Origin of the sequence: Campylobacter sputorum (genome assembly GCF_002220775.1) — a bacterium.
GTDB classification, from domain to species: domain Bacteria; phylum Campylobacterota; class Campylobacteria; order Campylobacterales; family Campylobacteraceae; genus Campylobacter_F; species Campylobacter_F bovis.
In genome coordinates, this window is the sequence record NZ_CP019685.1 from 697,718 (window position 1) to 723,792 (window position 26,075).

Genomic DNA, 26,075 nt, shown 5'->3' on the forward strand with positions numbered 1-26,075 from the left:
TATTATGACGATATTAGGGCTAGATATTGGCTCAGTTCATATAAGGGCTGTTAGCGCTGAGTTAAATAGCGATAATGAACTAAAAATTACAGGTATTGGCAAAGCACCTTCTGAGGGCATAAAAAAAGGTGTAATAACAAACATAGAGCTAGCCTCAAAGTCTATTAAACAAGCTTGCGAACAAGCATCTTTGATATCTGGTGCACAGTGTGATAAGGTTGTAGTTTCTGTTAGCGGTGCTTATGTAAAAAGTGTAGATAGTGTTGGTGTTATAACAATAAGCAATTCAAAAAGCGATAAAAATGAAAAAAATAATGCAAATGGTTCAAATATAGGTATAAATCAAATAAGTAGAGCCATTAAAACAGCTATGTATAATGCTACAATTCCTCCAAATTATGAGAAATTACATGTTCTGCCTTATAATTTTAAAGTTGAAGAACAAAATGATATAGAAGATCCGCTTGGCATGTGTGGATCTAGATTGGAAGTTTCAACACATATAATTTTGGTTCAAGTTGGAACTCTTGCAAATCTTAAAAAAGTTATAGAAAATGCGGGAATTGCTGTTGATAATATAGTATTATCTGGTTATGCATCTTCAATAGCAACTTTAAATAAGGATGAAAAAGAGCTTGGTGCAGTTCTTATAGATATGGGTGGTGCAACTTGCAATATGGTTATTCATTCTGGAAATTCAATAAGATCAAATGAATTTTTAAGCGTTGGTTCTGTAAATATTACAACAGATCTTTCTGTGGCTCTTCATACGCCTATGGTGAATGCTGAAAATGTTAAATTAAAATATAGAGATTTAAAACTTCAAGGAAGTGATATTATAGAGCTTCCAGTTCTTGCAAATGAACAATCAATGCACGAAGTTTCTTTAAATGTTATTGAAAAAGTGATTTACGCAAGAGCCGAAGAAACCTTAATGATACTTGCTAAAATGCTTGAAAAAACAAATTTGAAAAATCTTGCAAGTGCTGGAGTTGTATTAACTGGTGGTATGACAAAATTAGATGGAATTTATGAACTTGCTTGTGCTGTATTTAATAATATGCCTGTTAGAATGGCAAAACCAAGGGAACTTTCTGGATTAGTCGAAGTTTTAAGAGATCCTGAAAATTCTTGTGCCATTGGTTTGTGTATGTATGGAGCTGGTCATTTTACGCCATATGAGATAGATTCAAATGGAAATATGAGATATAAAGGTGAATTTGATGCGTCTTTAAATAACGCAAAGAGTTCAAAATTTGATATTTCAAATTTTGAATATGAAAACAATAACAATGATTTTTCTAAATTTACTAAAGATAATGATAAAAATGAAAATGAAATTAAAAACATAAAAGAAGACAAAAGTGGTATTTTAAGTAGTGCAAAAAAAGGACATCCGGACATAGGATTACCTAAAGAAGAGATGGAGCTTAATATATTTGCTAAAATTTGGCAAAAACTTGGACAAATTTTTTAGAGGAGAATTACATATGGGCAATTTTACTGTTGAAGAAAATAAAAAGACATACGGAGCTAAGATTAAGGTTATAGGTGTTGGTGGCGGTGGCGGCAATATGATAAATCATATTATAAGAGAGGGTGCAAATGTTGAACAAGTTGATTTAATAGTTGCAAATACTGACGCACAAGCTTTAGATGGATCATTTGCTAAAACTAAAATTCAACTTGGGGAAAAACTTACAAGAGGTCTTGGCGCTGGAATGACCCCAGATGTTGGAAAAAATTCAGCCGAAGAAAGCAGAGATGAGATAAAAAGTGCATTAGAATATTCTGATATAGTTTTTATAGCAGCTGGTTTTGGTGGAGGAACTGGAACTGGTGCAGCTCCTATAATAGCAAGTATTGCCCAAGAAATAAATGCATTAACCATAGGTGTTGTAACAACTCCATTTCCTTTTGAAGGTAAAAAGCGTAAAACAATAGCTTTAAATGGTATTGAAGAATTTAAAAAAGAGTGTAATTCTGTTATTATCATACCAAATGAAAAACTACTAGGATTGGTTGATAAGAAAGCTAGTTTAAAAGATTGTTTTAAAATGGTTGATAGTGTTTTAGCCAAAGCTGTTTGTGGTATGTATTCTGTTATATTAGAACATGGTGAAAGCGATGTAAATGTTGATTTTGCGGATGTTAGAAAAGTTATGTCAAATAGAGGATTAGCCATCATTGGAGTCGGTGTTAGTGATGGAGAAGATGCTGCAAATGAAGCTATAAAAGAGGCTATATCATCTCCTCTTTTAGATAATTCATCTATAGATGGGGCAGTTGGAGTTCTTGTGCATTTTAAAATTGGTCCACAATGTTCACTTTTTGAGATAACTGCTGCAATGAATTTGGTTCATGAAGCTGCTGATGAAGATGCTATAATTATATTTGGAACAACAACTGATCCAAATATAGTAGATAATAAAGTTGAAGTTACTATAATAGCAACTGGTTTTAAGGGTAAAAATGAAGAATTAAAACCATCTGAAGCTGAAATTAAAAAACCAGAAAGTTTGCTAAGATTAAAAGTTAGTGGTGGATATGATGAATTTGATATATCTCAAGATTTAGATAGACCCGCCTATACTAGATATAATATGGATTAAAATTCTTTTAACTCTCCTCTTAAAAGCATTATAAGTTAAACTTATAATGCTTTTTTTCTTTGCTATTTTGCTTTGTATATCAATATTAATTGCTATTTATAAAAATACATTATAAAATTAAAAATAGTTAAATTTTTGTTATTATTATATTTTTTTAATTTTCATTAATGTAGAATAACAATATTTTATATTTTTAGGAGAAAATGATGGATTTCTTAACAAATCTTAGTAGTCCAACTCAGTTTTGGATAGAACTTGTAATAGTTCTAATGTGTCTTTTTTATGGTGCAAAAAAAGGTGGTATTGCCCTTGGTTTATTGGGCGGTATAGGTCTTGTATTTATGATTTTTTTCCTTGGAACTCAACCGGGAAAGCCTGCAATTAGCGTTATTTTGACAATACTTGCAGTTGTTACTGCAAGTGCAACACTTCAAGCAAGCGGTGGACTTGATTGCCTTCTTCAGATAGCTGAAAAAATACTTAGAAAAAATCCTAAATATGTTTCAATACTAGCCCCTATTGTTACTTGTACCTTAACTATACTTTGTGGAACAGGACATGTTGTTTATACTGTTTTGCCAATAATTTATGATGTTGCTATAAAAAATAAAATTCGCCCAGAAAGACCGATGGCTGCAAGTTCTATATCTTCGCAAATGGGTATTGTTGCAAGTCCTGTTTCTGTTGCTGTTGTAACACTAACTGCTTTTTTAGTTAGTGGAAAAGCTCATCTTGAAAATTTCAACGGTTATACGGATTTGCTTAAGATTACTATACCATCTACATTTTTTGGTGTCATTGTTGTTGGAATTTGGTCTATGTTTAGAGGAAAAGATTTAGATAAAGATTTGGATTTTCAAGAAAGGATTAAGAATCCTGTTGAAAAAGATAAAATTTATGGTGGGGATGTTGCAACGCTAATTGGTGTTAAAATTGATTCTAAAAAATGGATAGCTATGTGGATATTTGTTATTACTGTTGCTGTTGTTGCAATTTTAGGATATTTTAGTGATCTTCGTCCAGCTTTTGCAAATGCAAAAGGAGTTGTAAAGCCTATTGGAATGACAGAAACTATTCAAATTTTTATGCTTTTAGCCGGAGCTCTTATTATAATTTTTACAAATACAAATGCAGCAAATATAGCTAAAAATGATGTATTTAGATCAGGTATGGTGGCAATGGTTGCTGTTTTTGGAATTTCTTGGATGGCGGAAACTATGTTTGGTGCTCATCTTGATATGCTTAAAAATACTCTTGGCGGCGTTGTTACAGAACATCCTTGGACTTATGCAATTATGCTACTTCTTATTTCAAAATTTGTTAATTCACAAGCTGCTGCACTTACAGCTTTTGTTCCGCTTGCTTTGGGTGTTGGAGTAAGCCCTGGAATTATAGTTGCATTTGCTCCTGCTTGCTATGGATACTACATACTTCCAACTTATCCAAGTGACTTAGCTGCTATCCAATTTGATAGAAGTGGAACAACAAAAATAGGAAAATATGTTATCAATCATAGTTTTATTCTTCCAGGATTAATAGGAGTTTTTTCTTCTTGTGTTGCTGGATATATACTTGCAAATTTATACGGGTATTTATAATATATTTTTGTTTGTAGTAAATTTAATTAAATTTACTACAATTTATTCCTAGAAAGGAGCATAAATATGAAGATAGTTAAATATAATGACATTGTAGAAAATGTTTCAAGGTTATGCAAAGAAGCTTGTTGTATTGTTACGCCTGATATGAAAGAAGCTTTTTTAAAGGCAAAAGATAGTGAAAAATCTCCTCTTGGAAAAAGTATAATAGAAAAAATTATAAAAAATTCCGAAATTTCAGCTAAAAGCGGCGTTGCACTTTGTCAAGATACCGGAATGAGTGTTGTATTTTTAGAAATTGGTCAAGATGTAAAGATAGATGGTGGATACATTGAAGATGCTATAAATGAAGGTGTTGCAAAAGGATATACTGATGGATATCTTAGGAAATCAGTTGTAAATGATCCATTATTTGATAGGAAAAATACAGGAGATAATACCCCTGCAATTATTCATACAAAAATAGTAAAAGGCGATGTTTTTAAAATAAAATTAGCACCAAAAGGTTTTGGAAGTGAGAATAAAAGTATGCTTAAAATGCTTGTGCCAGCTGATGGAATAGAAGGTGTTAAAAAAGTATTTTTAGAAGCTGTTAAACTAGCAGGACCAAATGCATGTCCGCCTATGGTTATAGGTGTAGGAATTGGTGGAACTATGGAAAAAGCTGCACTTTTAGCTAAATTTGCAGCTGCAAGATCTGTCGATACTAAAAATAGCGATGAAAGATATGCTAAATTTGAAGAAGAACTTTTAGAGCTTGCCAATAAAACAGGCGTTGGTCCTCAAGGACTTGGTGGCACAACTACGGCTTTAAAAGTAAATGTAGAATGGTATCCAACTCATATAGCAGGACTTCCTGTTGCTATAAATATAAATTGCCATGCAGCAAGACACGCTGAATTTGAAATTTAAGGAGGGGTTATGTCAGATGTAAAAAAAATAACTGCGCCTTTTGATAAAGATGTTGTAAAAACTCTAAAAGCAGGGGATAATGTTCTTATAAGCGGTTATATTATAGCTGCAAGGGATGCTGCTCATAAAGCATTAACAGAAGCTTTGGCAAGAGGCGAAAAACTTCCGCTTGATTTTAAAAATCAAGTGATTTACTATGTTGGACCAACGCCAGCAATTCCTGGAAATGCGATAGGTTCAGCAGGACCAACAACAAGTGGTAGAATGGATAAATATACTCCAACCATGCTAGATTTAGGGGTTAGTGGTATGATAGGAAAAGGCTATAGAAGTGATGCGGTTGTTGAGAGTATGAAGAAAAATTGCGTGGTTTATATGGTTGCAATTGGTGGAACTGGGGCGTTAATATCTCAAAGCATAAAAAAATATGAAGTTTTAGCTTATCCTGAACTTGGACCTGAAGCTGTTGCAAGGCTTGAAGTTGTAGATTTTCCAGCTATTGTTGCAATTGATTGTGAGGGCAATGATTTTTATAAACAAGGTCAAGCACCATTTAAACAAATTTAATTATTATTCAAAGCGTCTAAAAGCTCATTTATCCAGAGCTTTTTAGGTGCTATTATTTCGCTTTTACTTCCATTTACACTATGATATATGGTTGTGTTGTTTTTTGTTGCATAATATTTTATAATTAAGTGTTGAAGCATTGGTTGTGTTGATGGCCTAAACCATGCATTATTGCTTATTGCTATCATAAAATTTGGGGATTTTTTATAGGTTTCACTTCTTGTTGCTTCATAACATATTGCGTTGCGTATTTTTACGCCATTTATATCGTAATCGCTATAATTATTTGCTTTGCTAAAATCCATTGCTCCATTAAAAAAAATTTTGTTAATAGGTTCTTTGATAAATTTTGGAAGAGGAATTTCTTCGCCAAATGGAACTAAAATAAACTTATCGTATCTTGAAAATTCTCCATTTTTAAAAACATAAGTTGAGTTGTATGATTTTTGATTTTCGTATGCTAAAGCCCCAGTGATTATTGTAATATTATGCGATCTTTCTTTTAAAAGTTTTAACAAATTTGGTTCTAAATTTAAAAACAAAGGAAAAGCATTTTCTGGTAAAACTACTACATCTTTTTTTGCTATCATAGCTTTATCTATCAAAACTATATTTTCATGTATTATATTTTGTGCGTGAGCTTTTTCCCATTTTATATCTTGACTTACATTGGTTTGAGTGAGTTTTATGTCAAATGGTAGAAATTTAGACTCATTTTGTGTAAATTGCAAGCCAAAAATAAGTAAAAATGGAGCTATAAATTTAAACTTTTTAAATTTTATAAATATAACTATGCTTAGAAAAATAACACCAAGTCCTCTTAAACTTGGATCAAAAATACCTTCAACCAGCATAACTTCAAAATTTAACCAATCAAAACCAAGTGGATGAATAAATTTGATTGTTAATAATAAAACAGCTCTTATAAATAGATTTGAAAAAAATCCTATAAATAAAAATATAAGTGCATAAACTATAGAAATTCCAAATATCTCAAGTGGTATAAAAAAACCAAAATCATAATAAATCAAGCTAAAACTAATCCAATAAAACCATAAAATCCCAATCCAAAGTCCGGTTGTAAAAAACTCCTCTTTAGAGTTTTTGAGCAATAAATAAAATCCTAAAATAAATAAAAACGGACTGATAAAATTTATGAAAATATTGTCAAAATATCCTAAAAATATTAAATTTGATATAAGAATTGCATTAACAAAGCCTTTTATTATAATTTTAGTGTTAAAATATGTTCTTAAAAAAAATTTTACAAAGGAAAAAAATGAATAACGAATTTTTTGCTTCATTGTTACCTCTTATCGTGCTTTTTGCGATATTTTATTTTTTGGTTATAAGACCTCAACAAAAACAAGCTAAGGCGCATAAAGCCATGATAGAATCGCTATCTAAAGGCGATAAAATCATAACAAATGGTGGATTTGTTTGTGAAGTTGTAAAACCAGAAGATGATTTTATCAAAGTTAAACTTAATGATGATGTAATTGTTAGGCTTGATAGAGCTTTTGTTGCAAAGAAATTAGATGCGTAGTCCTAGTATTTCTAAGTCAAAAATAACATATAGACTAATTATTTTTACTATAGCAACTATTTTTAGCCTATTTTTTTGTATGCCAACATTTTTAAGCTCTTATGTAGATGATAATAAAACAGCGAATTCTTCTATATTAAATTTTTTAACAACTGGACCAAAAATAAATCTTGGCTTAGATCTTAAGGGTGGTTTATATATGCTTCTTGGCGTTGATACAAATGAAACAATAAAATCAAAAATGAAATCTATTGCTTCTAGTGTAAATTATTATTTGACAAAAGAAGAAATTTTAGTAGATAAATTTAAGATGAATGAAGATAATTTGTATTTTTCTATTATAGATGAGCAAGAGCAAATTAAGATAGATACTATGCTTAAAAGTATAAAAGGTCTTGATATAAAAAAAGGAAGTAAGGATTATACTATAAATTTAACCGAAGAAGAAAAAGCTGCAACTGCTAAATTTGCCATAGATCAAGCTGTTGAAACTATAAGAAATAGACTTGATATGTTTGGTCTTGCTGAGCCAACTGTTGCAAAACAGGGTGAAGAGAAAATTCTTGTTGAGCTTCCTGGTATAAAAACAGCCCAAGATGAGGAAAGAGCAAGAGAACTTATAGCAAAATCGGCTCACTTGCAACTTATGGCTCTTGATGAAAAAAGGCAAAATTTAGCTCAAAGTATAACTCAAAAAGATGCAAGGGCTTATGGTGATATAGTTTTAAGTGATGTTAAAAATGAACAATTTAAATATCTCATAAAAGAAATTCCTATACTTGATGGAGCTATGCTTATAGATGCAAAAGTTGCTTTTGATCAAAGAAATAATATGCCTATTATTAATTTTACTTTAAACACAGAAGGTGCTAGAATATTTGGTGATTTTACTGGTGCTAATGTTGGAAATAGACTTGCTATAGTGCTTGATAATAAAGTTTATTCTGCTCCTGTTATAAATGAAAGAATAGGTGGCGGAAGTGGTCAGATAAGTGGAAGATTTAGTGTTGAAGAGGCAAATGACTTGGCGATTGCACTAAGAAGTGGAGCTCTTCTTGCTCCTGTGCATGTTCTTGAAAAAAGAAGTATAGGACCAAGTTTAGGTCAAGATAGTATAGATAAATCTATGGTAGCTCTTTATGGTGCTTCTATCTTGGTTATACTTTTTATGGCATGGTATTATATGATAGCTGGTATTTTTGCAAATATAGCTCTTATTACAAACATTTTACTACTTATTGCCACTATGTCATTTTTTGGAGCAACGCTTACTCTTCCTGGTATGGCAGGAATTGTCTTAACAGTTGGTATGGCAGTAGATGCGAATGTTATAATAAATGAAAGAATAAGAGAGATGTTTCAATCAGGTGCTAGTGTGCGATTAGCCATAGAAAAAGGTTATGAAAATGCTATGAGTGCGATTATAGATTCAAATTTAACTACACTTATAACAAGTGCAGCTCTTTATGCTTATGGCACTGGTCCTATTAAAGGATTTGCAGTTACAATGAGTATAGGTATATTAGCTTCTATGCTAACTGCAATTTTAGGAACTCATGGTATGTTTGAGTTTTTTGTAAATAAAATCGAAAAAAGTGGAAATTTAAAACTATGGTTTGGCTATAAAGTAAGAAAGGTAGAAAATGCAAATATTTGATAAAGGAAAAATTTATGACTTTATGTCATATAGATATCACTCTTTAGTCATTTCATTTTTACTCATTATTGCTTCTATATTTTTTATGGCAACAAAAGGATTTAATTATGGCATAGATTTTTCTGGCGGAACTCTTATACAAGTAAGATACGATTCGCCAGCACCGATATCTAAAATAAGAGAGAAATTTGATACTATAGAATCTTTAAAAGGTGCTAGTGTGACGGAATTTGGTTCAAAAGAAGAAATAACTATAAGATATTCTGGTTCAAGTAGTTCCATAGGAGAAGATCCAGCTGCAGCTATGTCTGAATTACTAAAAGATACTGGAAATTTTGAGATAAGAAGAGTTGATATAGTTGGGCCAAAAGTTGGAGATGAACTAAGAAAAAGCGCTATAATGGCTCTAAGTATATCACTTATTTTAATTTTAATATATCTAGCTTTTAGATTTGAATGGAAATTTGCTCTTGCTGCCATAGTTGGAGAATTTCATGATGTTATTATTACTCTTGGCGTTATATCTTTTTTTGAAATAGATGTAAATTTAGATATATTGGCGGCTGTTTTAACTATAATTGGCTATTCTCTCAATGATACTATTATCGTTTTTGATAGGATAAGAGAGGGGATAAAAGAAAGTAAAAACACTGATATATTTCATATTATTAATGAATCTGTTTCAAAAACTTTATCAAGGACTATTCTTACATCGTTTACTACATTTATAAGCGTTTTTGTATTATATCTTTTTGGTGGAGATATGATACATGGATTTTCTTTTGTTGTTTTAATTGGAGTTATAGCTGGAACACTAAGCTCTGTTTTTGTAGCCGCACAAGCTCTTATGTGGTTTAAATTTAGTGTTATTGATTATAGAAATTTTTTAGAGCAAAAACTAAAAAAGAAAAAAGAAAAAGAAAGAATGCGGGCATTATATGAAAAAGGCACTATATAAGGAGATATTATGAATTGGGGTAGAGTAATATTTATATTTTTTTCGCTAATGTCACTAACCACAACAGCTGGTTTTTTGTATGATCAAAATGAGATTGCACTATTTATTGCTGCTAGCGTAAACTTAATTTCTACTCTTTTAAAAACCGGTATTAAAAGTGATCTTTCTACAGAGCTTTTTGCAAGCTCTTTAGTTGCAGATTTGCACTTGATACCTGCTTTTACTGTTATACAAGTAAGTGGAAATATGACAGTGGTTTATTCTTTAGTTATAGGTGCTGCAATAGCAAATGTGTTTTCGTTGATGCTTGTTTTGGTTGAATCTCAAAAAGTCAGAGACGAATTTTAGGAGATATTATGGCTTACGATTTTAAAAATATTGAGAAAAAATGGCAAAAAATTTGGCGAGAAAACAATGAATTTGAACCAAAAGATGATTATATGCTGCCAAAAAAATATATTTTAAGTATGTTTCCATATCCAAGTGGACGCATTCATATGGGGCATGTTAGAAACTACTCAATTGGAGATGTATTAGCAAGGTATTATAGAAAAAAGGGTTTTAATGTTTTACATCCAATAGGCTTTGATAGTTTTGGAATGCCTGCTGAAAATGCTGCTATAAAGCATAAAGTACATCCAAAAACTTGGACATATGAAAATATTGATTATATGATAAAAGAATTAGATAGTTTAGGTTTTAGCTTTTCTAAAAAAAGACTTCTTGCTACTTCAGATCCGCTTTATACAAAATGGGAACAAGAATTTTTCATTAAAATGTATGAAAAAGGATTAATTTACCGCAAAAGTTCAGTTGTGAATTGGTGTGAAAACGATCAAACTGTTTTAGCAAATGAACAGGTAGAAGATGGTAAATGTTGGCGTTGTGGTCATGAAGTTGTGCAAAAACAGATGCCAGGGTATTATTTAAAGATAACATCTTATGCTAATGAGCTTTTAGAAGATTTGAAAAAATTAAAAGATCATTGGCCAAATCAAGTTATAACTATGCAAGAAAATTGGATAGGAAAAAGCGATGGTTTGAAATTTAAATTTGAGTTTGATAAAGAGAGTAAAGAACTCCTTGATGGTATTGATGGTTTTAGTGTTTTTACAACAAGACCAGATACTATTTATGGTATGAGCTATACAGCTCTTGCACCAGAGCATGAAGTTGTAAAGAAACTTTTAGATAAAAATATCTTAGATGAAAATAGTGTTAAAAAGATTAAAAATATACTAAATCAAAGTCCAAAAGATAGACAAGCTAGTGATAAAGATGGTTTGTTTTTAGGTCTTCATGTTATTCATCCGCTTACAAAAAAGAAAATTCCAGTATGGATGGCAAATTTTGTTTTAATAGAGTATGGAGATGGTGCTGTTATGGCTGTCCCAGCTCACGATGAAAGAGATTATGAATTTGCTACTAAATTTAATCTCAAAATAACTCAAAGCATAGCTTTAAAAGATAGCAAAGATAAATATAATGGAGAGTTTTTAGATATAAAAAATGGTGGAGTGCTTGTAAATTCTGATGAATACAATGGCATGGATAATGAGCTCGCAAAAGATGCTATCATAACTAAATTTGAGGATATGGGTATAGGAGAAAAAGTTACAAATTATAAATTAAGAGATTGGGGTGTGAGCCGCCAAAGATATTGGGGTGCACCTATTCCTATGATACATTGTGACGATTGTGGTTTAGTGCCAGAGAGCTTAGAAAATCTTCCAGTTACCTTGCCTGATGATGTAGAAATAACAGGAGAGGGTAATCCTCTTGATAGACACCCAACTTGGAAAAATTGTATTTGTCCAAAATGTGGCAAAAAAGCCATAAGAGAAACAGATACTCTTGATACATTTTTTGAGAGTAGTTGGTATTTTGGGCGTTTTGCAAGCGATGAAAAGACTTGGGAAAATGCAGCTTTTGATAAAAAAAGTGTAGATTATTGGATGAATGTTGATGAGTATATTGGTGGAATAGAGCATGCGATTTTACATCTTTTATATGCTAGATTTTTTCAAAAAGCTTTAAGAGATTTAGGGTATTTAAAAGATGATGAACCTTTTGCTAATTTGCTAACTCAGGGAATGGTATTAAAAGATGGTGCTAAAATGAGTAAAAGCAAAGGAAATGTTGTAGATCCAGATGATATTATCGAGAAATACGGCGCAGATACTGCTAGACTTTTTATACTTTTTGCTGCTCCTCCTATAAAAGAACTTGAATGGAATGATAGTGCGCTTGAGGGTGCTTATAAATTTATAACAAGGCTTGTAGATAGATCTAAAAATGTTATTAAAACTACTTGTACGCCTAAATTTGATCACTCAAAATTAACAAAAGAGCAAAAATACGCAAGACTTAAAGTTTATGAAGCACTTAAAAAATCTTATGATGTTTATAGCTCAAGTTTTGCTTTTAATACACTAATTGCTGCTTGTATGGAAGCTATGAATGCATTGAACGCACAAGATAACGATGAAATTTTAACTGAAGGTTATTTTATTTTATTAAATTTATTAGAGCCAATTATTCCACATATTTCAAACGAGCTTAGTGAAGAACTATTTAAAAGAGAGAACTTTAAAGAACTTGTTATGTGTGAAGAAGTTTTTGTGCAAGATACTTTAAATTTAGGTGTTAGTATAAATGGCAAAGTAAGGTCTCAAATAGAAGTTAAAACAAGTGCAACTCAAGATGAAATTTTAAATATCGCAAAAAACTCAGTTTCAAAATGGCTAGAAGGAAAAACTATCATAAAAGAAATTTATGTAAAACAAAAGCTTGTAAATTTGGTAATAAAATAAGGAAATTATATGAGACATATTTTTTTTATCTTCATCTGTTTTTTTATAACTTCTTGTGGATATCAACCAATTTCAAAAATAAGCACTGATTTGCTTGGAGAAAATGTATTTGTAGATGTCATTATTAGTAAGATTGATCCAAAAAATAGTGTTTATATAAAAGATAGTGTAAGAGAAGGAGTTGTAAATAGGCTTCATAAAAATTTGGCTGAAAATGAAGAAAATGCTGATTCAAAAATTTATGTTTCTATAAAATCAATAAATTTTTCTCCTTTAATGTATGATCAATATGGTTATGTAACTACATATAAAGCAAATTTAACACTAAATTATAAAACTTATTTTAAAGATGGGAGTGTATCTAATATAACAACAAGCGGTGAATATGATTTCAAAATAAGTGGAAAAATTAAAAATACCCGTTTTACTGATAGTATTATAAGTGATACTGAGAGATATAATGCTATTAAAAACTCATCAAGTGAATCTTTTGATGAGTATATTTCAAAACTTGCAATTAGAGCATATAGCAATGTCAACTAAATTAAGTGAAATCATAAAGGAATCTCTTTTTGAGATTAAAAGCAAACATTTACTTTTAACGCCAGATAATTATGCTCAAGTTTTTTGCGAAGTATCCGCAAGATATGGAGTATCAACAAAAGATTGTCAAAAATTAAAAAAATATGTAGAGAAGCTTGGCGATCAGTATAGTTTAGAAGTAAAAAGGTTAAATGTAAAAACAGTTGATGAGCTTTTTGCGTTTTTGATATCTAGGCTAAATATGGCAAAGCCTACAGAGTGTGCTGTTATAATAAATGCTTTTAGTATATTTTGTAAGAAAATTTTACAATCAATAATCTTGCTTGGCAATAAAGATGCGAGAAATTTGGCGAATGCAACAATTACAACTTTAGAAAGAAAAACAGATCAAAATACATTAAATATACTTAGCGATAAGTGGAGAGATTTTGCGGCTAGTTATGATGATAGCTTTTTTAAGAAGTTAGAATTTCATGGTATATCTAAACCAGATGATATATCAAAATTTGTTGATGATATCGATAGTTTAATTGTAAATTTAAAACAAAATAGTGTTGATATGAAAAGTATTGCAGAGCTTGTGCTTCTTTCTTTGGTTCCATCTATTTCAAATAAAAAAGATGAAACAATTAGCATATTAAATAAAAATATAAAACAAAACCCATCATCTCTATCTTTGCCGCAAGTTTCAAAAAATATTAAAAGTTGTGTAAAAAGACGCATAGAATTAGATGTAGAAGAGATTAGCGATAAGGCAATAGCTTTAAATAATATTTTAAATACTATAAACTCAAGACTTGTAAATGCTACCAAAATGTCTAATGATAGATCTAAAAATATGAAAGATATTAAGAAAAATTTGGGTTCTATTGATTTAGCAAATGATAATTTTGATATTATCAAGCAAAAACTTATAAGTATAGCAGATGCGCTTGATTTAGAAAATGAAGAATTTCAGATACAAATGACAAGCGATCAAGAGATTATAAATTCTCTTAAAGCAAGAGTTGAAGAGCTAGAAACCAAACTAAGCGAGGCAAAAAAAGAGAGCAATGAAGATTTTCTTACTAAAGTTGCAACAAGACGCGGGCTAATGCAAGAGCTTAGTAAATTTGATGAAATGTATATAAGATATGGCATAAACTATTCAGTTTGCTTTTTTGATCTTGATAAATTTAAGAATGTAAATGATATTTATGGACATGATGCGGGAGATCTTATACTTTCAACATTTGGTTCGATTTTAAAAAAATATACAAGAGAAGTTGATTTTGTAGGTAGATATGGTGGAGAAGAATTTGTTCTTTTGCTTCCAAATTTAGATTTAAAGCAAGCTTATATTGTAGCCCAAAAAATAAGAAATATAGTTAGTAATTTTCAGTTTATTTATAGGGATAAAAAAATAACAATAACTGTAAGTTGTGGTATAGCAAGCAGATCTGAGCATAAAAATTCGCAAGATCTTTTAGATGCTGCAGATAAACTTCTGTATGAAGCTAAAAATAGCGGTAGAAATAAGGTAATGCCTGAGTTAAATAATGAAATTAAGTAAATTTTTAAATAAAAAGCCACTATATTATAAAAAAATAGACCATTCTTTTATGCCAAATGTTTTTAATGCTATAAAAGATAAATTTATAAATAAGCAGGTTATTCATGTTGTTGGAACAAATGGCAAAGGAAGTACCGGTAGGTTTTTAGCCCAGCTTTTAAGACTGGCTAATAAAAGCGTAGGACACTATACATCCCCGCATATTTTTAGTTTTAATGAGAGGTTTTATATAAATGATAGTATAGTAAGCGATGAAAATTTACAAAATGCTCATGAAAGACTTTGGTATATTTTAAGCGATGAAATTAAAGAAAAAATAAGTTATTTTGAATACGCAACCCTTCTAACACTTCCGCTTTTTGAAAAATGTGATTTTGTCATTTTAGAAGCTGGAATGGGTGCTCAGTATGATGCAACAAATGTATTTGATAAACAGCTTTGTCTTTTTACGCCAATTGGACTTGATCATGTTGGAATACTTGGAAATAATTTAGAGGAAATTTCTCGCACTAAGCTGATTTCTATGGCAAAAAACGCTATTTTAAATGATGAAATGAATGATGTTTCTGTACAAATAGCAAAAGATATAGCATTGCAAAAAAACTCAAATCTATTTTTTGCAAAAGATTTATTAAATGAAAATAATTTTAATGATATAAAAAAATATATAGATAAATTTAATCTTGCAAATTTTCAGTATTCAAATTTAGCATTAGCATTTAGTGCTACAAAATTTCTAAAAATAGATGTAGATTTATCAAATTTAAAAAACTTAGATTTACAAGGAAGAATGCAGCGTATATCTAAAAATATTATCATAGATGTAGGACATAATGAACTTTGTGCTAAAAAAGTTTTAGAAAATATATCAAGCAATGATATGATTTTAGTATATAACTCTTTTTTAGATAAGGATATAAAAGGAGTTTTAAAGCTTTTTAAGGGTAGAGTAAAAAGAGTTGAAATTCTAGACTATCCAAGCGATAGAGAACTTGGTGGCAAAAAAATAATAGAGTATTTAAATGAGCTTAATATAAAATGGGATAAATTTAAAGGCATACAAGATGATGAAAAATATCTAGTTTTTGGATCTTTTATGTTAGTAGAATATTTTTTAAGGAACTGTTTTGAAAGATAGGTTTATAATAACTATAAGCGATACAAAAGGTACAAAACACATAACTATGCATAAGCTTATCAAAAAGATAGTTTTATATATAGTTATTTTTGTGATTTGTTCATTTATTTTTGGAATGCTTTATATTGGTATTTTATCTACTCAAACAAACGAACTTTCAAAAAAAAGAAATGAGCTTTTAATTTTAAAAAATGAACTAATGTTGGAAAATGAAAAAATACAACAACAACTTGACAAAAGAACTCAAGATTTTAAAGCTGTAGAAGATAAAATTGCTGAGATGGAAGAACAAATTGGACTAACTTCTGATGATAATGTTACATTAATTGAGAGAATAGATGATATAAAAGTTACTACATATCAAATGAATGCTATATTTTCTCAAATTCCAAATGGAGATGTTATTGATTATAAAAGAGTTAGTGCTAAATTTGGCTGGAGAGATCATCCAATACTCAAAAGAAAAGAATTTCATCCTGGAATTGATCTTTCTGCAGATATAGGAACACCTATTTATGCACCTGCTGATGGTGTTGTTGAGCTTGCTGAGTATAATGGAAATAATGGTTTTGGTTATTTGGTTGTGATTGAGCATAACTATGGGTTTAAAACAAGATATGCACATATGAGTAGAAAAGATGTTGTTAAACAAGGTCAGTTTATAAAAAAAGGAGATCTTATAGGCTATAGTGGAAATACTGGACTTTCAACTGGACCACATTTGCATTATGAAATTAGATTTATACAAAAACCTTTAGATCCTGCAAATTTTATGAAATGGGATAGTAAAAATTTTGAAGAAATATTTAAAAAAGAAGGGAGAGTTCCATGGCAATCTTTAATAAAGGCAATAACCAATTAGCCACAGAAACAACAGTGATATCAACTGGCGCAAAACTCAAGGGTGAGTTTAATTTTGAAAGTATGCTTCATGTTGATGGTTTGCTGGATGGAGATATTTTATCAAATTCAGTTGTTGTTATAGGAAATCAAGGTCATATAAAAGGCACACTAAAGGCTAAAAAACTCATAGTAAGCGGAGTTTTTTCTGGAGAAGTAGATTGTGAGAGCGTTCAAATTTTAGCTGGCGGAAGCATTAATGGAAATGTAATTTCAGAAGAATTTATAATAGAAGCAAAAGCTATTTTTGAAGGTAAAAGTAGTGTTAGAAAAGTTGCTGAGGAAAACACTGGACAACTTGATATTTTGATACAAAAAGATGATGAATAAATGTGGTTTTAAGGTTTTTGTATAGTGCAAAGTGAAATTTATGAGTTTTGTCTTGAAAAAAATGATTTTGATATTATAGTTTGCGATGATGATAAACAAGCAAGTGTGATTAGCAATGTTGTGAGTTATTGTGGTATAGAGGCTTATAGATTACCAGATTTTAGAGCAAGTTTTGGAGATGATTTAAGACCATTTAATGCAGAGCTTTTTGAAATATCTTCTGTTTTAAATGGTTTTTATAAGTCAAACTCAAAAAAAATGCTAATAAGCCCAATTAGAACACTTTTAAACAAACTGCCTTCAAAATCTCATTTTCATACTATAAATTTAAGTTTTGCAGACAAAATAGATTTAAATTCTTTCAAAGAAGAGATTTTAAGATTTGGTTACAACATAGTTGATATAGTAGAAAGCGAAGCAGAAGTTAGCTTTCGTGGAGAGATAATAGATATTTTTTGCATTGGAAAAGAAAAACCATTTAGGATTCTTCTTGATGATAATGAGATAGAAAGCATAAGATATTATGATCCAAGCACCCAAAAAAGCGATAAATTAGAGCTTGAGAGTATAGAAATTTCGCCATTTTTAGCTTATTTGAGTAAGAATGAGTATGAAAATGTAACAAACAAGATATCTCAAATGCAAAGCGATGCTTTTATAAATGATCTTAATTCGCTTGGTTTTTGGGCTATTGATGGGTTTGAGAATTATTTTGATAAATTTAAAGTAATACTTGTTAATGATATAAATTTGCAAGATATAATTACAGATACTGATTTGTCGTTTTTAAAAAAACTTCCAGTTATAAAAGAAGCCAAAAATTTTAAAGACTTAAACACCACACTAAGTAAAGAATTTTTGGAGTTTCATAAAGATAAAAAAATTACTATTTTATCAAAAAATGATGGTATTTTTAAGTCTTATGAACTTGATTGTTTTTCAAATGTAAATTTAAAAATTTCACCTTATGTTGTAAATTTAATAAGCAAAGATGAGATTATCTTATCGTTAAATAAATTTGAAAAGAAAAAACGAGTTAGAAAATCAAGCCTTGTTTTAGATGAGCTAAATAGCGGAGATTTAGTCGTTCATGAAGATTATGGTATAGGTAAATTTGAAGGACTTGAATTAGTTGAAATTTTGGGTGCTAAAAGAGAATTTGTTGCGATAATATATCAAAATAATGATAAACTTTTGCTTCCAGTAGAGCATTTAAATAAAATAGATAGATATATAGCAGGAAGTGGAAATATAGCTGTTTTAGACAAACTTGGAAAGGGAAGTTTTGCTAAAATAAAAGAAAAAGTTAGACAAAAACTTTTTGCTATAGCTTCAAATATCATCGCACTTGCTGCTAAAAGAGAGCTTATAAAGGGTGTTAAAATTGAGTGTGATAGTTTAGAATATCTAAAATTTATGCAAAGTGCTGGATTTGAATATACAAAAGATCAAATAAAAGCAATTGATGATATAAGCAAGGATTTAGCAAGTGGCAAAGTAATGGATAGGTTGATAAGTGGTGATGTTGGTTTTGGGAAAACAGAAGTTGCTATGAATGCTATATTTAAAACTATCAAAAGTGGATATAGTGCGTTGTTTTTTGTTCCAACTACTCTTCTTAGCTCCCAACATTATGCAACTCTTAAAGAGCGCTTTAAAGGTTTTGGTATAGATGTTTTTAAATTTGATCGTTTTACAAGTACTAAAGAAAAAGCAGAGATTAAAAAACAACTTCAATCAAATAAACCTTGCGTTTGTATTGGAACTCACGCCCTGTTAAATGTAAAAGATTTAAGTTTAGGATTAATTATCATAGATGAAGAGCATAAATTTGGCGTAAAACAAAAAGAACAATTAAAAGAAATTTCATCATCTTGCCATCTTTTAAGTATGAGTGCAACTCCTATACCAAGAAGCTTAAATATGGCACTAAGCTCCATAAAATCATATAGCACACTTACAACTCCACCGCAAAACAGGCTAGATATAAGAACTCTTGTAAAAGAGTGGGACGAAAAGATTATAAAAGAAGCTATTGCTAGAGAGTTAAGGCGTGCCGGACAGACATTTTATATACACAATCACATTGCCACTATGGAGAGTGCAAAAAAAGAACTTCTTGGAATTATTCCAAATTTAAAAATACTCATACTTCATTCAAAAATAGATCCAAAAGTAACAGAAGTAGAAATGATAAAATTTGCAAATAAAGAGTATGATGTATTGCTTTGCACTAGTATTGTAGAAAGTGGAATTCATTTACCAAATGTAAATACCATCATTATAAATAATGCAAATAATTTTGGTATGGCTGATTTACATCAACTTCGAGGAAGAGTTGGAAGAAGCGATAAACAAGGATTTTGTTATTTTTTAGTTGAAAATAAGTTATCTTTAAGTAGTCAAAGTGTAAAAAGATTAGTTTCTCTTGAGAGTAACTCTTTTTTAGGGGCTGGTTCTGTGCTAGCGTATCACGATTTAGAGATTAGAGGTGGTGGAAATTTAGTTGGTGTCGAACAAAGCGGACATATAGAAGCTATTGGGTATTCGCTTTATTTAAGGATGCTTGAAACGCATATTAACACGCTTTTAAATCAAAATTTAGCAAAAGAAAACAAAGAAATAGAACTAAAACTTAGTATAAATGCATTTTTAAATAGTGATTTTATAAGCGAAGATAGGCTGAGATTAGAACTTTATAGAAGACTTAGCAAGTGTGAAGATGTAAAAGAAGTTTATGAAATACAAAGCGAGATAGAAGATCGGTTTGGTAGATTGGATATTTATACATTGCAGTTTATTGAACTTATGGCTATAAAAGTTATGGCTATAAAGCAAGATTTTGTTTATATTGGAAATTACGAGCAAAACATTACTCTTAAAAAGCAAAATGGCGAGAGTATAAAACTAAAATCAAAAAGTAAAGACGATGATGACATTATAAATGAAGTTTTGGTTTATTTGAGGAAAGAGAGTAATAAATGAACTGGGATGAAACATACGCAGCTGTTTATAGAAAAAGCAAAAATGCACTTATGGCTGTTAAATTTTGCGACATAGATGCTGTAAATTTAGATGATTTGATAAATATCAATGAACAAAAAGAAAAGCTTTTAAATAATACTATAAATTTTATAAATGACAATGGTGCAAATCACGCCTTGCTTTGGGGTGAGCGAGGTTGCGGTAAGTCAAGTTTAGTAAAAGCTGTATTTTGGAAGCTAAAAGATAAAAATCTTAGAATTATAGAACTAAACAAAGCTGATCTTGAAAATTTAGTTGATATTATAGATGATATCCGTAATGAAAAGTATAAATTTATAATATTTTGTGATGATTTTTCATTTGAGAATAGTGATGATAGCTATAAGTTTTTAAAGCCTATTTTGGAAGGAAGCATACAAAAAGCCCCTAAAAATGTAATCATCTATGCCACATCAAATCGCAGACATTTAGTTAGTGAGCAAAAAAGCGACAATAATGATGTATATGTAACAAGCGGTGAGTTGCATTATGGCGATAGTGTTGATGAGAAGATATCTTTATCTGATCGTTTCGGACTTTGGATAAGTTTTTATCAAGGCAGTTATGATGAGTATATAAACATAGTTAAACACTATTTTTTAGGTTATAAATATGATGAAGAAGAGCTTATAAAAAATGCAAAAAGTTTTGCTATGTTAAAAGGTTCAAGAAGTGGTAGAACTGCAAAGCAATTTTTTATAGAATATAAAAATTTATTAGAAAGTAAAGTATAAATTTAGATTATGAGAGTTGGTTTTATAGGCGATGTTATAGGAAGACCTGGTAGGGAAATTCTTATATCAAATGTTAAAGAAGTTAAAAAAACTTATAAACTTGATTTTGTGGTAGCAAACTGCGAAAATGCAAGCGGTGGATTTGGTATAAATTCTAAAAATGCTATTGAGATTTTAAAAAGCGGTGTTGATGTTATTACTGGTGGAAATCATAGTTTTGATCAAAAAGATATAGTTGGTTTGATGGATGAAATGCCGATACTTCGACCTTATAATCATTATGATGGTATTAGTGGCAAAGGCATTATAAATTTAAAAAAAGATAACAAAAATTTATGTGTTATTAATTTGATGGGAAATTATGGACTTAACATTACAAATAATGCTTTTTTCTCAGCAAAAGAAGCGATTGCAAAAAGTGAAAGTAAAAATATACTGATTGATTTTCACGCTGAAGTAACTAGCGAAAAAAGGGCTATGATGTGCTATTTAAATGGCGAAGTTAGTGCTATTTTTGGAACTCATACTCATATTGGGACTGATGATTTGCAAATTTACAATGGCACGGCTTATGTAACAGATGTGGGGCTTAGTGGAAATTATTTTGATATCATAGGCTTTGAGGCAAGTTCTCCCATTAAAAGCTTTTTAACTGGTTTAAAACACTCTTTTAGTGTAGATAAAAATGCTAAAAGAGCTTTTCAAATGGTTGTTTTTGAAACAGATAATAATGGTAAAGCTGTAGATGCTTTTAAGATTAGATTAATAGATGGTATTGATGAAATTTTAATTCAAAGGGCAATTTTTGCAAAGTGATGAACTTTTTATAGCTATTTTAAAATCTGGTATTAAAGTAAATGATTGTTGGTGGCCAAATTATGGAACATTTGAAGTAGTAGTTGGTGCTATTTTAACACAAAATACAAAATGGAATAATGTTGAAAATTCTTTACAAAATTTAAAAAATGCAAATTTATTAAATTTAGAAAAAATAGCAAATTGCGATATTTTGGTTTTAAGTGAACTTATAAAACCAAGTGGTTTTCATAATGTAAAATCAAAAAGATTAAATATGCTTTGCAAAAACATATTAAAAGATTTTGGAGATTTTGATAGTTTTGTAAATTTAGTAAGTAGAAGATGGCTTATTTCTCAAAAAGGGATAGGTTTTGAGAGTTGTGATGCTATACTTTGTTATGCTTGTAAGCGTGATATAATGGTTGTCGATAATTATACGAAAAAAATATTATCAAAACTAAATTATGAATTTGAAAGTTACGACGAAGCTAGAGAGTGGTTAGAAAGTATGGATATGCAAATAATATGTGATTATTATAGAGAAAATCTTAGTATAAATGAAATTTATGCTAGATTCCATGGAGCCATAGTTGAGTTTTGCAAACTGCACTTAAGGGGAAATAAATTTAGTAAACAAGCAGATGAAATCTTTGCAAAATTTATAGATTTCTAACTTTTTATTTTTAGAATATCTAAAGTTATGCCATAATTATCTATAATCATATCTTGTAAATTATTCATAAGAGTTGCGCCATCTTTTCCGTCATCTGGATAACAGACTATATTATCATATTTATCATCATCGAAAAAACTTTGAATCCCACTTAAAACCTCTAATGCGCCATTCCAGTCAGTGCCTATTAGCATAGCGATATAGTGATTATCATCTATGAAAAGCGCATCTGTAGATCTTAAACTTTTTTTAAAAATATCGCTATTTTTAAAGTCTTTTGGTGCCTTAAAATATATCAAAGAAAATGTTGATTCACTTCCATTTGTAAATCTTTGTAATATGTTTATATGATGATTTAACAAAGGCTCTAAATCCTGCTTTTGAAAAACTATACTAGACATTGCAAATCCTTTATAATTTTTTTTGATAATTATATCTATTAAATTCAAAAATGCAAAGAATTTAACTATAAATTTAATCAATTTTAACTAAAATATAGAATAATTTTTAAAAGGTGTTTTTTGAGAGCAGTTATACTATTTTTCATATTTGCTGTTAGCTTAATTGGTGCTGAGCCTACTATACCAACCGTAAATTTAAGTCTTAGTGCACCAGATACTCCTGGACAGCTTGTAACATCTTTAAATGTTTTAATAGTTTTAACCATTCTTGCTCTTGCTCCAAGTCTTGTTTTTATGATGACAAGTTTTTTAAGACTTGTGATTGTTTTTTCTTTTATGAGACAAGCAATGGGAACGCAGCAAATGCCTCCAAATACAATACTAATTTCTCTTGCTATGATACTAACATTTTTTATTATGGAGCCTGTTGGCAAACAAGCCTATGATGATGGTATAAAGCCTTATTTAGCAGAGCAGATTGGATATCAAGAAGCATTTGTAAAAGGCTCAAAACCTTTTAAAGATTTTATGATAAAAAATACTAGACAAAAAGATTTAGCTCTATTTTTTCGTATAAGAAATTTAGAAAATCCAGCAACAGTTGATGATATACCTTTTAGCATAGCAATATCTGCTTTTGTTATAAGCGAACTAAAAACAGCATTTGAAATAGGCTTCTTGCTTTATCTTCCATTTTTAGTTATAGATATGGTTGTTAGCTCAGTGCTTATGTCTATGGGTATGATGATGTTGCCACCAACTATGATCTCACTTCCTTTTAAGCTTCTTATCTTTGTTTTGGTTGATGGATGGAATTTATTAGTAGGAAATCTTATAGCGAGTTTTCATTGATATATAACAAATTATTGCGAAAATACTTATAGTTCCGCCTATAATCATATCTAAATTTACAATTTCTCCAAGGATTATATGCCCCCAGATTGGAGCTAGTATGCTTTCTAAAACGCATATTAGTGTAACTTCAGCTCCTAAAATAAACATTGCTCCATAACCTATAGCTAACCTTGATATACTTGTTAGAAAAAATCCCATAAAAAATAACAAACAAAAATCTTGCAAATTTATCTTTGTATTTGCAAAAGGAAGTGCGAAGAAAAACAGCATTAAACCACAAAGAGTTATTACACTTTTTCTATCTACTTCTTTTTTATTGCTAAGTACAATATAAATTATGCTAAAACAAATTAAACCAATTAAACAAAAAAATATATTTAACATTTCATCAAATTTAATATTATCTTTTATAGCTATGAAAAGACCAAAAATTATAATTAAAGATGTTATATAAAGCATTGCTCCAGCTCTTGTTTTATAAATTATGCTTTCTAAAATCGCAGTTAAAATAGGACAGGTTGCGTAAATTAAAACAGTTATAGTAATACCTATATATTTTACTGAATAAAAAAAGAAAAAATTTGCAAAAGCCATACAAAATGCAGCCGTAAAAAGAGCCTTTTTTTCTATTGAAAACGATTTTTTCGTTGTTTTTAATCCATTTTTTAAAGATATCAAAAATGATGATAATGCCAAAAAAAGACCAAAATACATTGTTATACTAAAAATATCACTTTTTGTCGCTTTTATGATAAGTGATTCAAAACTCATCAAAAAAACACCAAAAATAACTAAAAACGTACCTTTTGAACGAGTATTCAAAGTAATCCTTTTATAAATTTACATACAATTTATATGAAATTATGTGTAATTATACACCAAACTAAAACAATAGTAATATGTCTAGGCGTTTCTTTTGGTAAATTTAAGTAATATTATAATCAAAAAACAACAAAATAAAATCACAAATAAAAAATCAATCTTAAATTTAGATATATGTGTTTTTTATAATAATTTGATAATGTAAATTCTCTCATTGATACAAAATTTATAATTTAATATTAATATCATATTGACAAATATCAATATGTGTTATATAATTTTAAAAAAAGGATTAAATTTGGATAAATTTATAGACAATTCTAGAGTTTTTAAAGCTTTTTGTGATCCAAATAGACTTAAAATACTTGATATTTTATGCAGTGGTGAAAAATGTGCGTGTGTATTGCTTGAAGAGTTAGATATAAAGCAACCTTCTCTTTCTCATCATATGAAGATACTTTGCGATTCTAATATTGTAAAATGTAGAAAAGATGGCAAATGGATGTATTATAGTTTAAATGAAGATGGGTTAGATATGGCAAAAAATTTATTAGATAATATAAAATGCCATTAGTTAGTATTTTTTTTCTATTTTATATAGAAATATTTAAAAGCATCAATCAATAATGGAGAAAAATAATTTGGATAATTTTTTTACAACTCAAGTTTTAGGTATGCAGTGGTTAAGTGATTTTATAAGAAATTTGCTTTTAAATTTTAAAGTTGATTTAGATGGTAAATTTGGCGGAAGTTTGCACTTTTTTATCTATGATGTCTTAAAGATAACTATACTTTTATGTGTTTTAATATTTTTAATCTCATACATACAAAGCTATCTTTCTCCTCTAAAAAGTAAAAAAATACTTGGAAAATTTAAAGGTATTTTTGCAAACATTATCGCAGCTCTTCTTGGGACTGTTACGCCATTTTGTTCTTGCTCGTCAATACCTCTTTTCATTGGTTTTAGTTCTGCTGGTTTGCCACTTAGTGTAACGCTATCTTTTCTTATATCTTCTCCCATGGTAGATCTTGGCTCGCTTGTTTTGCTAAGTAGTATTTTTGGGATAAAAATCGCAGTGATTTATGTTATAGTTGGGCTTGTTATAGCTGTGCTTGGCGGAAGCTTACTTGGAAATTTAGATGAAAAAAAATATATACAAGAATACATATTATCTATACAAAATACAAATTTACAAGAGTTTGAAATGAGCCAAAAAGATAGAGTGGTTTATGCAAAAGAGCAAACATTTCAAACTTTTAAAAAAGTATTTTTTTATATAATAGTCGGTGTTGCAATCGGCGCTTATATTCACAATTGGATACCACAAGATTTTATACAAAATTTACTTGGTAAAGATAGTTTCTTTGGTGTGATTGTAGCTGTTTTAGTTGGTGCGCCAATGTATGCTGATATATTTGGCGTTATTCCTATAGCTGAAGCATTGTATTTAAAAGGAGCAACTCTTGGAGTGGTGCTATCTTTTATGATGGCAGTAACTACGCTTTCTTTACCATCTATGATAATGCTATCTAGAGCTATGAAGCCAAAACTTTTAGCTTTGTTTATAGGTTATTGTGTGATTAGTATAGTTATGGTTGGATATATTTTTAATATTTTTGAGAAAATTTTTATATAAAGGGA

General features: G+C 29.6%; 25 protein-coding genes. 22 read left to right on the top strand and 3 right to left on the bottom strand.

All coding sequences use genetic code 11. The features are described from left to right. Positions 1 to 4 precede the first annotated feature (4 nt). From ftsA to CSPB_RS03595, 5 genes are all read left to right on the top strand, one after another. Positions 5 to 1,477, top strand: a complete 1,473-nt coding sequence (ftsA, locus tag CSPB_RS03575; protein ID WP_033915778.1) for a cell division protein FtsA — start codon at positions 5 to 7, stop codon at positions 1,475 to 1,477. A 13-nt stretch (positions 1,478 to 1,490) separates the two neighbouring features. Then, positions 1,491 to 2,612 carry a cell division protein FtsZ gene (ftsZ, locus tag CSPB_RS03580; RefSeq protein ID WP_089193918.1) on the top strand — a complete coding sequence of 374 codons (1,122 nt, stop codon included), beginning with the start codon at positions 1,491 to 1,493 and terminating at the stop codon, positions 2,610 to 2,612. Between the two features lie 206 nt (positions 2,613 to 2,818). Continuing rightward, positions 2,819 to 4,210, top strand: coding sequence for an anaerobic C4-dicarboxylate transporter (locus tag CSPB_RS03585; RefSeq protein WP_033915777.1), 1,392 nt, complete (start codon positions 2,819 to 2,821; stop codon positions 4,208 to 4,210). A gap of 66 nt (positions 4,211 to 4,276) precedes the next feature. Beyond that, positions 4,277 to 5,122: a fumarate hydratase gene (locus CSPB_RS03590; RefSeq protein ID WP_089193172.1), complete on the top strand. Its 846-nt coding sequence runs from the start codon at positions 4,277 to 4,279 to the stop codon at positions 5,120 to 5,122. Positions 5,123 to 5,131: 9 nt separating this feature from the next. After that, entirely contained in the window at positions 5,132 to 5,689 is a 558-nt protein-coding gene (locus CSPB_RS03595) for a Fe-S-containing hydro-lyase (protein ID WP_089189275.1), read from the top strand. Here CSPB_RS03595 and CSPB_RS03600 read toward each other — a convergent pair. After that, a complete protein-coding gene (locus CSPB_RS03600) occupies positions 5,686 to 6,993 on the bottom strand; it encodes an apolipoprotein N-acyltransferase (RefSeq protein ID WP_089193173.1) in 1,308 nt (435 codons plus the stop codon). The genes CSPB_RS03595 and CSPB_RS03600 overlap by 4 nt on opposite strands. Between CSPB_RS03600 and yajC the strand changes: the two genes are divergently transcribed. Genes yajC through CSPB_RS03670 form a run of 14 tightly spaced genes read left to right on the top strand, consistent with a single transcriptional unit; the run spans position 6,969 to position 22,355 of the window. Beyond that, complete coding sequence (yajC, locus tag CSPB_RS03605; RefSeq protein WP_033915774.1) at positions 6,969 to 7,235, top strand: preprotein translocase subunit YajC; 267 nt, start codon at positions 6,969 to 6,971, stop codon at positions 7,233 to 7,235. The two genes, CSPB_RS03600 and yajC, sit on opposite strands and share 25 nt — an antisense overlap. Continuing rightward, positions 7,228 to 8,892 (top strand): protein translocase subunit SecD, encoded by a 1,665-nt coding sequence (gene secD / locus CSPB_RS03610; protein ID WP_227484149.1) that lies wholly within the window; start codon positions 7,228 to 7,230, stop codon positions 8,890 to 8,892. Before yajC ends, secD begins: the two co-directional genes overlap by 8 nt. Beyond that, positions 8,879 to 9,850 carry a protein translocase subunit SecF gene (gene secF, locus CSPB_RS03615; RefSeq protein WP_089193174.1) on the top strand — a complete coding sequence of 324 codons (972 nt, stop codon included), beginning with the start codon at positions 8,879 to 8,881 and terminating at the stop codon, positions 9,848 to 9,850. The genes secD and secF overlap by 14 nt, the downstream gene beginning before the upstream one ends. A gap of 9 nt (positions 9,851 to 9,859) precedes the next feature. Beyond that, positions 9,860 to 10,198, top strand: coding sequence for a DUF6394 family protein (locus CSPB_RS03620; RefSeq protein WP_089189279.1), 339 nt, complete (start codon positions 9,860 to 9,862; stop codon positions 10,196 to 10,198). A gap of 8 nt (positions 10,199 to 10,206) precedes the next feature. Beyond that, complete coding sequence (gene leuS / locus CSPB_RS03625; protein ID WP_089193175.1) at positions 10,207 to 12,663, top strand: leucine--tRNA ligase; 2,457 nt, start codon at positions 10,207 to 10,209, stop codon at positions 12,661 to 12,663. Between the two features lie 9 nt (positions 12,664 to 12,672). Continuing rightward, positions 12,673 to 13,206: an LPS assembly lipoprotein LptE gene (gene lptE, locus CSPB_RS03630; RefSeq protein WP_089193176.1), complete on the top strand. Its 534-nt coding sequence runs from the start codon at positions 12,673 to 12,675 to the stop codon at positions 13,204 to 13,206. After that, positions 13,196 to 14,758 (top strand): GGDEF domain-containing protein, encoded by a 1,563-nt coding sequence (locus tag CSPB_RS03635; RefSeq protein ID WP_161492182.1) that lies wholly within the window; start codon positions 13,196 to 13,198, stop codon positions 14,756 to 14,758. The genes lptE and CSPB_RS03635 overlap by 11 nt, the downstream gene beginning before the upstream one ends. Beyond that, positions 14,745 to 15,896, top strand: coding sequence for a folylpolyglutamate synthase/dihydrofolate synthase family protein (locus tag CSPB_RS03640; RefSeq protein ID WP_089193178.1), 1,152 nt, complete (start codon positions 14,745 to 14,747; stop codon positions 15,894 to 15,896). Before CSPB_RS03635 ends, CSPB_RS03640 begins: the two co-directional genes overlap by 14 nt. Positions 15,897 to 15,942: 46 nt before the next feature. After that, positions 15,943 to 16,758 carry a M23 family metallopeptidase gene (locus tag CSPB_RS03645; protein WP_193625272.1) on the top strand — a complete coding sequence of 272 codons (816 nt, stop codon included), beginning with the start codon at positions 15,943 to 15,945 and terminating at the stop codon, positions 16,756 to 16,758. Continuing rightward, positions 16,725 to 17,126 carry a bactofilin family protein gene (locus CSPB_RS03650; protein ID WP_089193180.1) on the top strand — a complete coding sequence of 134 codons (402 nt, stop codon included), beginning with the start codon at positions 16,725 to 16,727 and terminating at the stop codon, positions 17,124 to 17,126. Before CSPB_RS03645 ends, CSPB_RS03650 begins: the two co-directional genes overlap by 34 nt. Before the next feature lie 24 nt (positions 17,127 to 17,150). Beyond that, the gene (locus CSPB_RS03655) at positions 17,151 to 20,111 is read left to right on the top strand and encodes a transcription-repair coupling factor (RefSeq protein ID WP_089193181.1); all 2,961 of its coding nucleotides are present in this window, start codon (positions 17,151 to 17,153) and stop codon (positions 20,109 to 20,111) included. Then, positions 20,108 to 20,884 (top strand): ATP-binding protein, encoded by a 777-nt coding sequence (locus tag CSPB_RS03660; RefSeq protein ID WP_089193182.1) that lies wholly within the window; start codon positions 20,108 to 20,110, stop codon positions 20,882 to 20,884. Before CSPB_RS03655 ends, CSPB_RS03660 begins: the two co-directional genes overlap by 4 nt. A 9-nt stretch (positions 20,885 to 20,893) precedes the next feature. Next, entirely contained in the window at positions 20,894 to 21,700 is an 807-nt protein-coding gene (locus tag CSPB_RS03665; RefSeq protein ID WP_089193183.1) for a TIGR00282 family metallophosphoesterase, read from the top strand. Then, positions 21,690 to 22,355 (top strand): 3-methyladenine DNA glycosylase, encoded by a 666-nt coding sequence (locus tag CSPB_RS03670; RefSeq protein ID WP_089193184.1) that lies wholly within the window; start codon positions 21,690 to 21,692, stop codon positions 22,353 to 22,355. The genes CSPB_RS03665 and CSPB_RS03670 overlap by 11 nt, the downstream gene beginning before the upstream one ends. On the opposite strand, the gene CSPB_RS03675 is transcribed toward CSPB_RS03670, so the two are convergent. Continuing rightward, a complete protein-coding gene (locus CSPB_RS03675; RefSeq protein ID WP_089193185.1) occupies positions 22,352 to 22,756 on the bottom strand; it encodes a hypothetical protein in 405 nt (134 codons plus the stop codon). The two genes, CSPB_RS03670 and CSPB_RS03675, sit on opposite strands and share 4 nt — an antisense overlap. Positions 22,757 to 22,876: 120 nt before the next feature. On the opposite strand from CSPB_RS03675, the gene fliP reads away from it, so the two are divergent. Further along, positions 22,877 to 23,608 (top strand): flagellar type III secretion system pore protein FliP, encoded by a 732-nt coding sequence (gene fliP, locus CSPB_RS03680; protein ID WP_089193186.1) that lies wholly within the window; start codon positions 22,877 to 22,879, stop codon positions 23,606 to 23,608. On the opposite strand, the gene CSPB_RS03685 is transcribed toward fliP, so the two are convergent. Further along, positions 23,576 to 24,433 (bottom strand): DMT family transporter, encoded by an 858-nt coding sequence (locus CSPB_RS03685; RefSeq protein WP_089193187.1) that lies wholly within the window; start codon positions 24,431 to 24,433, stop codon positions 23,576 to 23,578. The two genes, fliP and CSPB_RS03685, sit on opposite strands and share 33 nt — an antisense overlap. Before the next feature lie 298 nt (positions 24,434 to 24,731). On the opposite strand from CSPB_RS03685, the gene CSPB_RS03690 reads away from it, so the two are divergent. Continuing rightward, on the top strand, positions 24,732 to 25,007 hold the full coding sequence (locus CSPB_RS03690) for an ArsR/SmtB family transcription factor (protein ID WP_089193188.1): 276 nt from the start codon (positions 24,732 to 24,734) through the stop codon (positions 25,005 to 25,007). Positions 25,008 to 25,074: 67 nt separating this feature from the next. Next, positions 25,075 to 26,070, top strand: a complete 996-nt coding sequence (locus CSPB_RS03695) for a permease (protein WP_227484150.1) — start codon at positions 25,075 to 25,077, stop codon at positions 26,068 to 26,070. The last annotated feature ends 5 nt before the right edge of the window (positions 26,071 to 26,075 follow it).

Excerpts from the sequence above, each read along its gene's own strand:
- secF (WP_089193174.1), top strand. The coding sequence starts at position 8,879 with ATGCAAATATTTGATAAAGGAAAAATTTATGACTTTATGTCATATAGA.
- CSPB_RS03635 (WP_161492182.1), top strand. The coding sequence starts at position 13,196 with ATGTCAACTAAATTAAGTGAAATCATAAAGGAATCTCTTTTTGAGATT.
- lptE (WP_089193176.1), top strand. The coding sequence starts at position 12,673 with ATGAGACATATTTTTTTTATCTTCATCTGTTTTTTTATAACTTCTTGT.
- yajC (WP_033915774.1), top strand. The coding sequence starts at position 6,969 with ATGAATAACGAATTTTTTGCTTCATTGTTACCTCTTATCGTGCTTTTT.
- CSPB_RS03660 (WP_089193182.1), top strand. The coding sequence starts at position 20,108 with ATGAACTGGGATGAAACATACGCAGCTGTTTATAGAAAAAGCAAAAAT.
- CSPB_RS03650 (WP_089193180.1), top strand. The coding sequence starts at position 16,725 with ATGGCAATCTTTAATAAAGGCAATAACCAATTAGCCACAGAAACAACA.
- ftsZ (WP_089193918.1), top strand. The coding sequence starts at position 1,491 with ATGGGCAATTTTACTGTTGAAGAAAATAAAAAGACATACGGAGCTAAG.
- CSPB_RS03640 (WP_089193178.1), top strand. The coding sequence starts at position 14,745 with ATGAAATTAAGTAAATTTTTAAATAAAAAGCCACTATATTATAAAAAA.
- CSPB_RS03645 (WP_193625272.1), top strand. The coding sequence starts at position 15,943 with ATGCATAAGCTTATCAAAAAGATAGTTTTATATATAGTTATTTTTGTG.
- CSPB_RS03590 (WP_089193172.1), top strand. The coding sequence starts at position 4,277 with ATGAAGATAGTTAAATATAATGACATTGTAGAAAATGTTTCAAGGTTA.
- CSPB_RS03600 (WP_089193173.1), bottom strand. The coding sequence starts at position 6,993 with ATGAAGCAAAAAATTCGTTATTCATTTTTTTCCTTTGTAAAATTTTTT.
- secD (WP_227484149.1), top strand. The coding sequence starts at position 7,228 with ATGCGTAGTCCTAGTATTTCTAAGTCAAAAATAACATATAGACTAATT.
- ftsA (WP_033915778.1), top strand. The coding sequence starts at position 5 with ATGACGATATTAGGGCTAGATATTGGCTCAGTTCATATAAGGGCTGTT.
- CSPB_RS03675 (WP_089193185.1), bottom strand. The coding sequence starts at position 22,756 with ATGTCTAGTATAGTTTTTCAAAAGCAGGATTTAGAGCCTTTGTTAAAT.
- CSPB_RS03595 (WP_089189275.1), top strand. The coding sequence starts at position 5,132 with ATGTCAGATGTAAAAAAAATAACTGCGCCTTTTGATAAAGATGTTGTA.
- CSPB_RS03585 (WP_033915777.1), top strand. The coding sequence starts at position 2,819 with ATGGATTTCTTAACAAATCTTAGTAGTCCAACTCAGTTTTGGATAGAA.
- leuS (WP_089193175.1), top strand. The coding sequence starts at position 10,207 with ATGGCTTACGATTTTAAAAATATTGAGAAAAAATGGCAAAAAATTTGG.
- CSPB_RS03665 (WP_089193183.1), top strand. The coding sequence starts at position 20,894 with ATGAGAGTTGGTTTTATAGGCGATGTTATAGGAAGACCTGGTAGGGAA.
- CSPB_RS03620 (WP_089189279.1), top strand. The coding sequence starts at position 9,860 with ATGAATTGGGGTAGAGTAATATTTATATTTTTTTCGCTAATGTCACTA.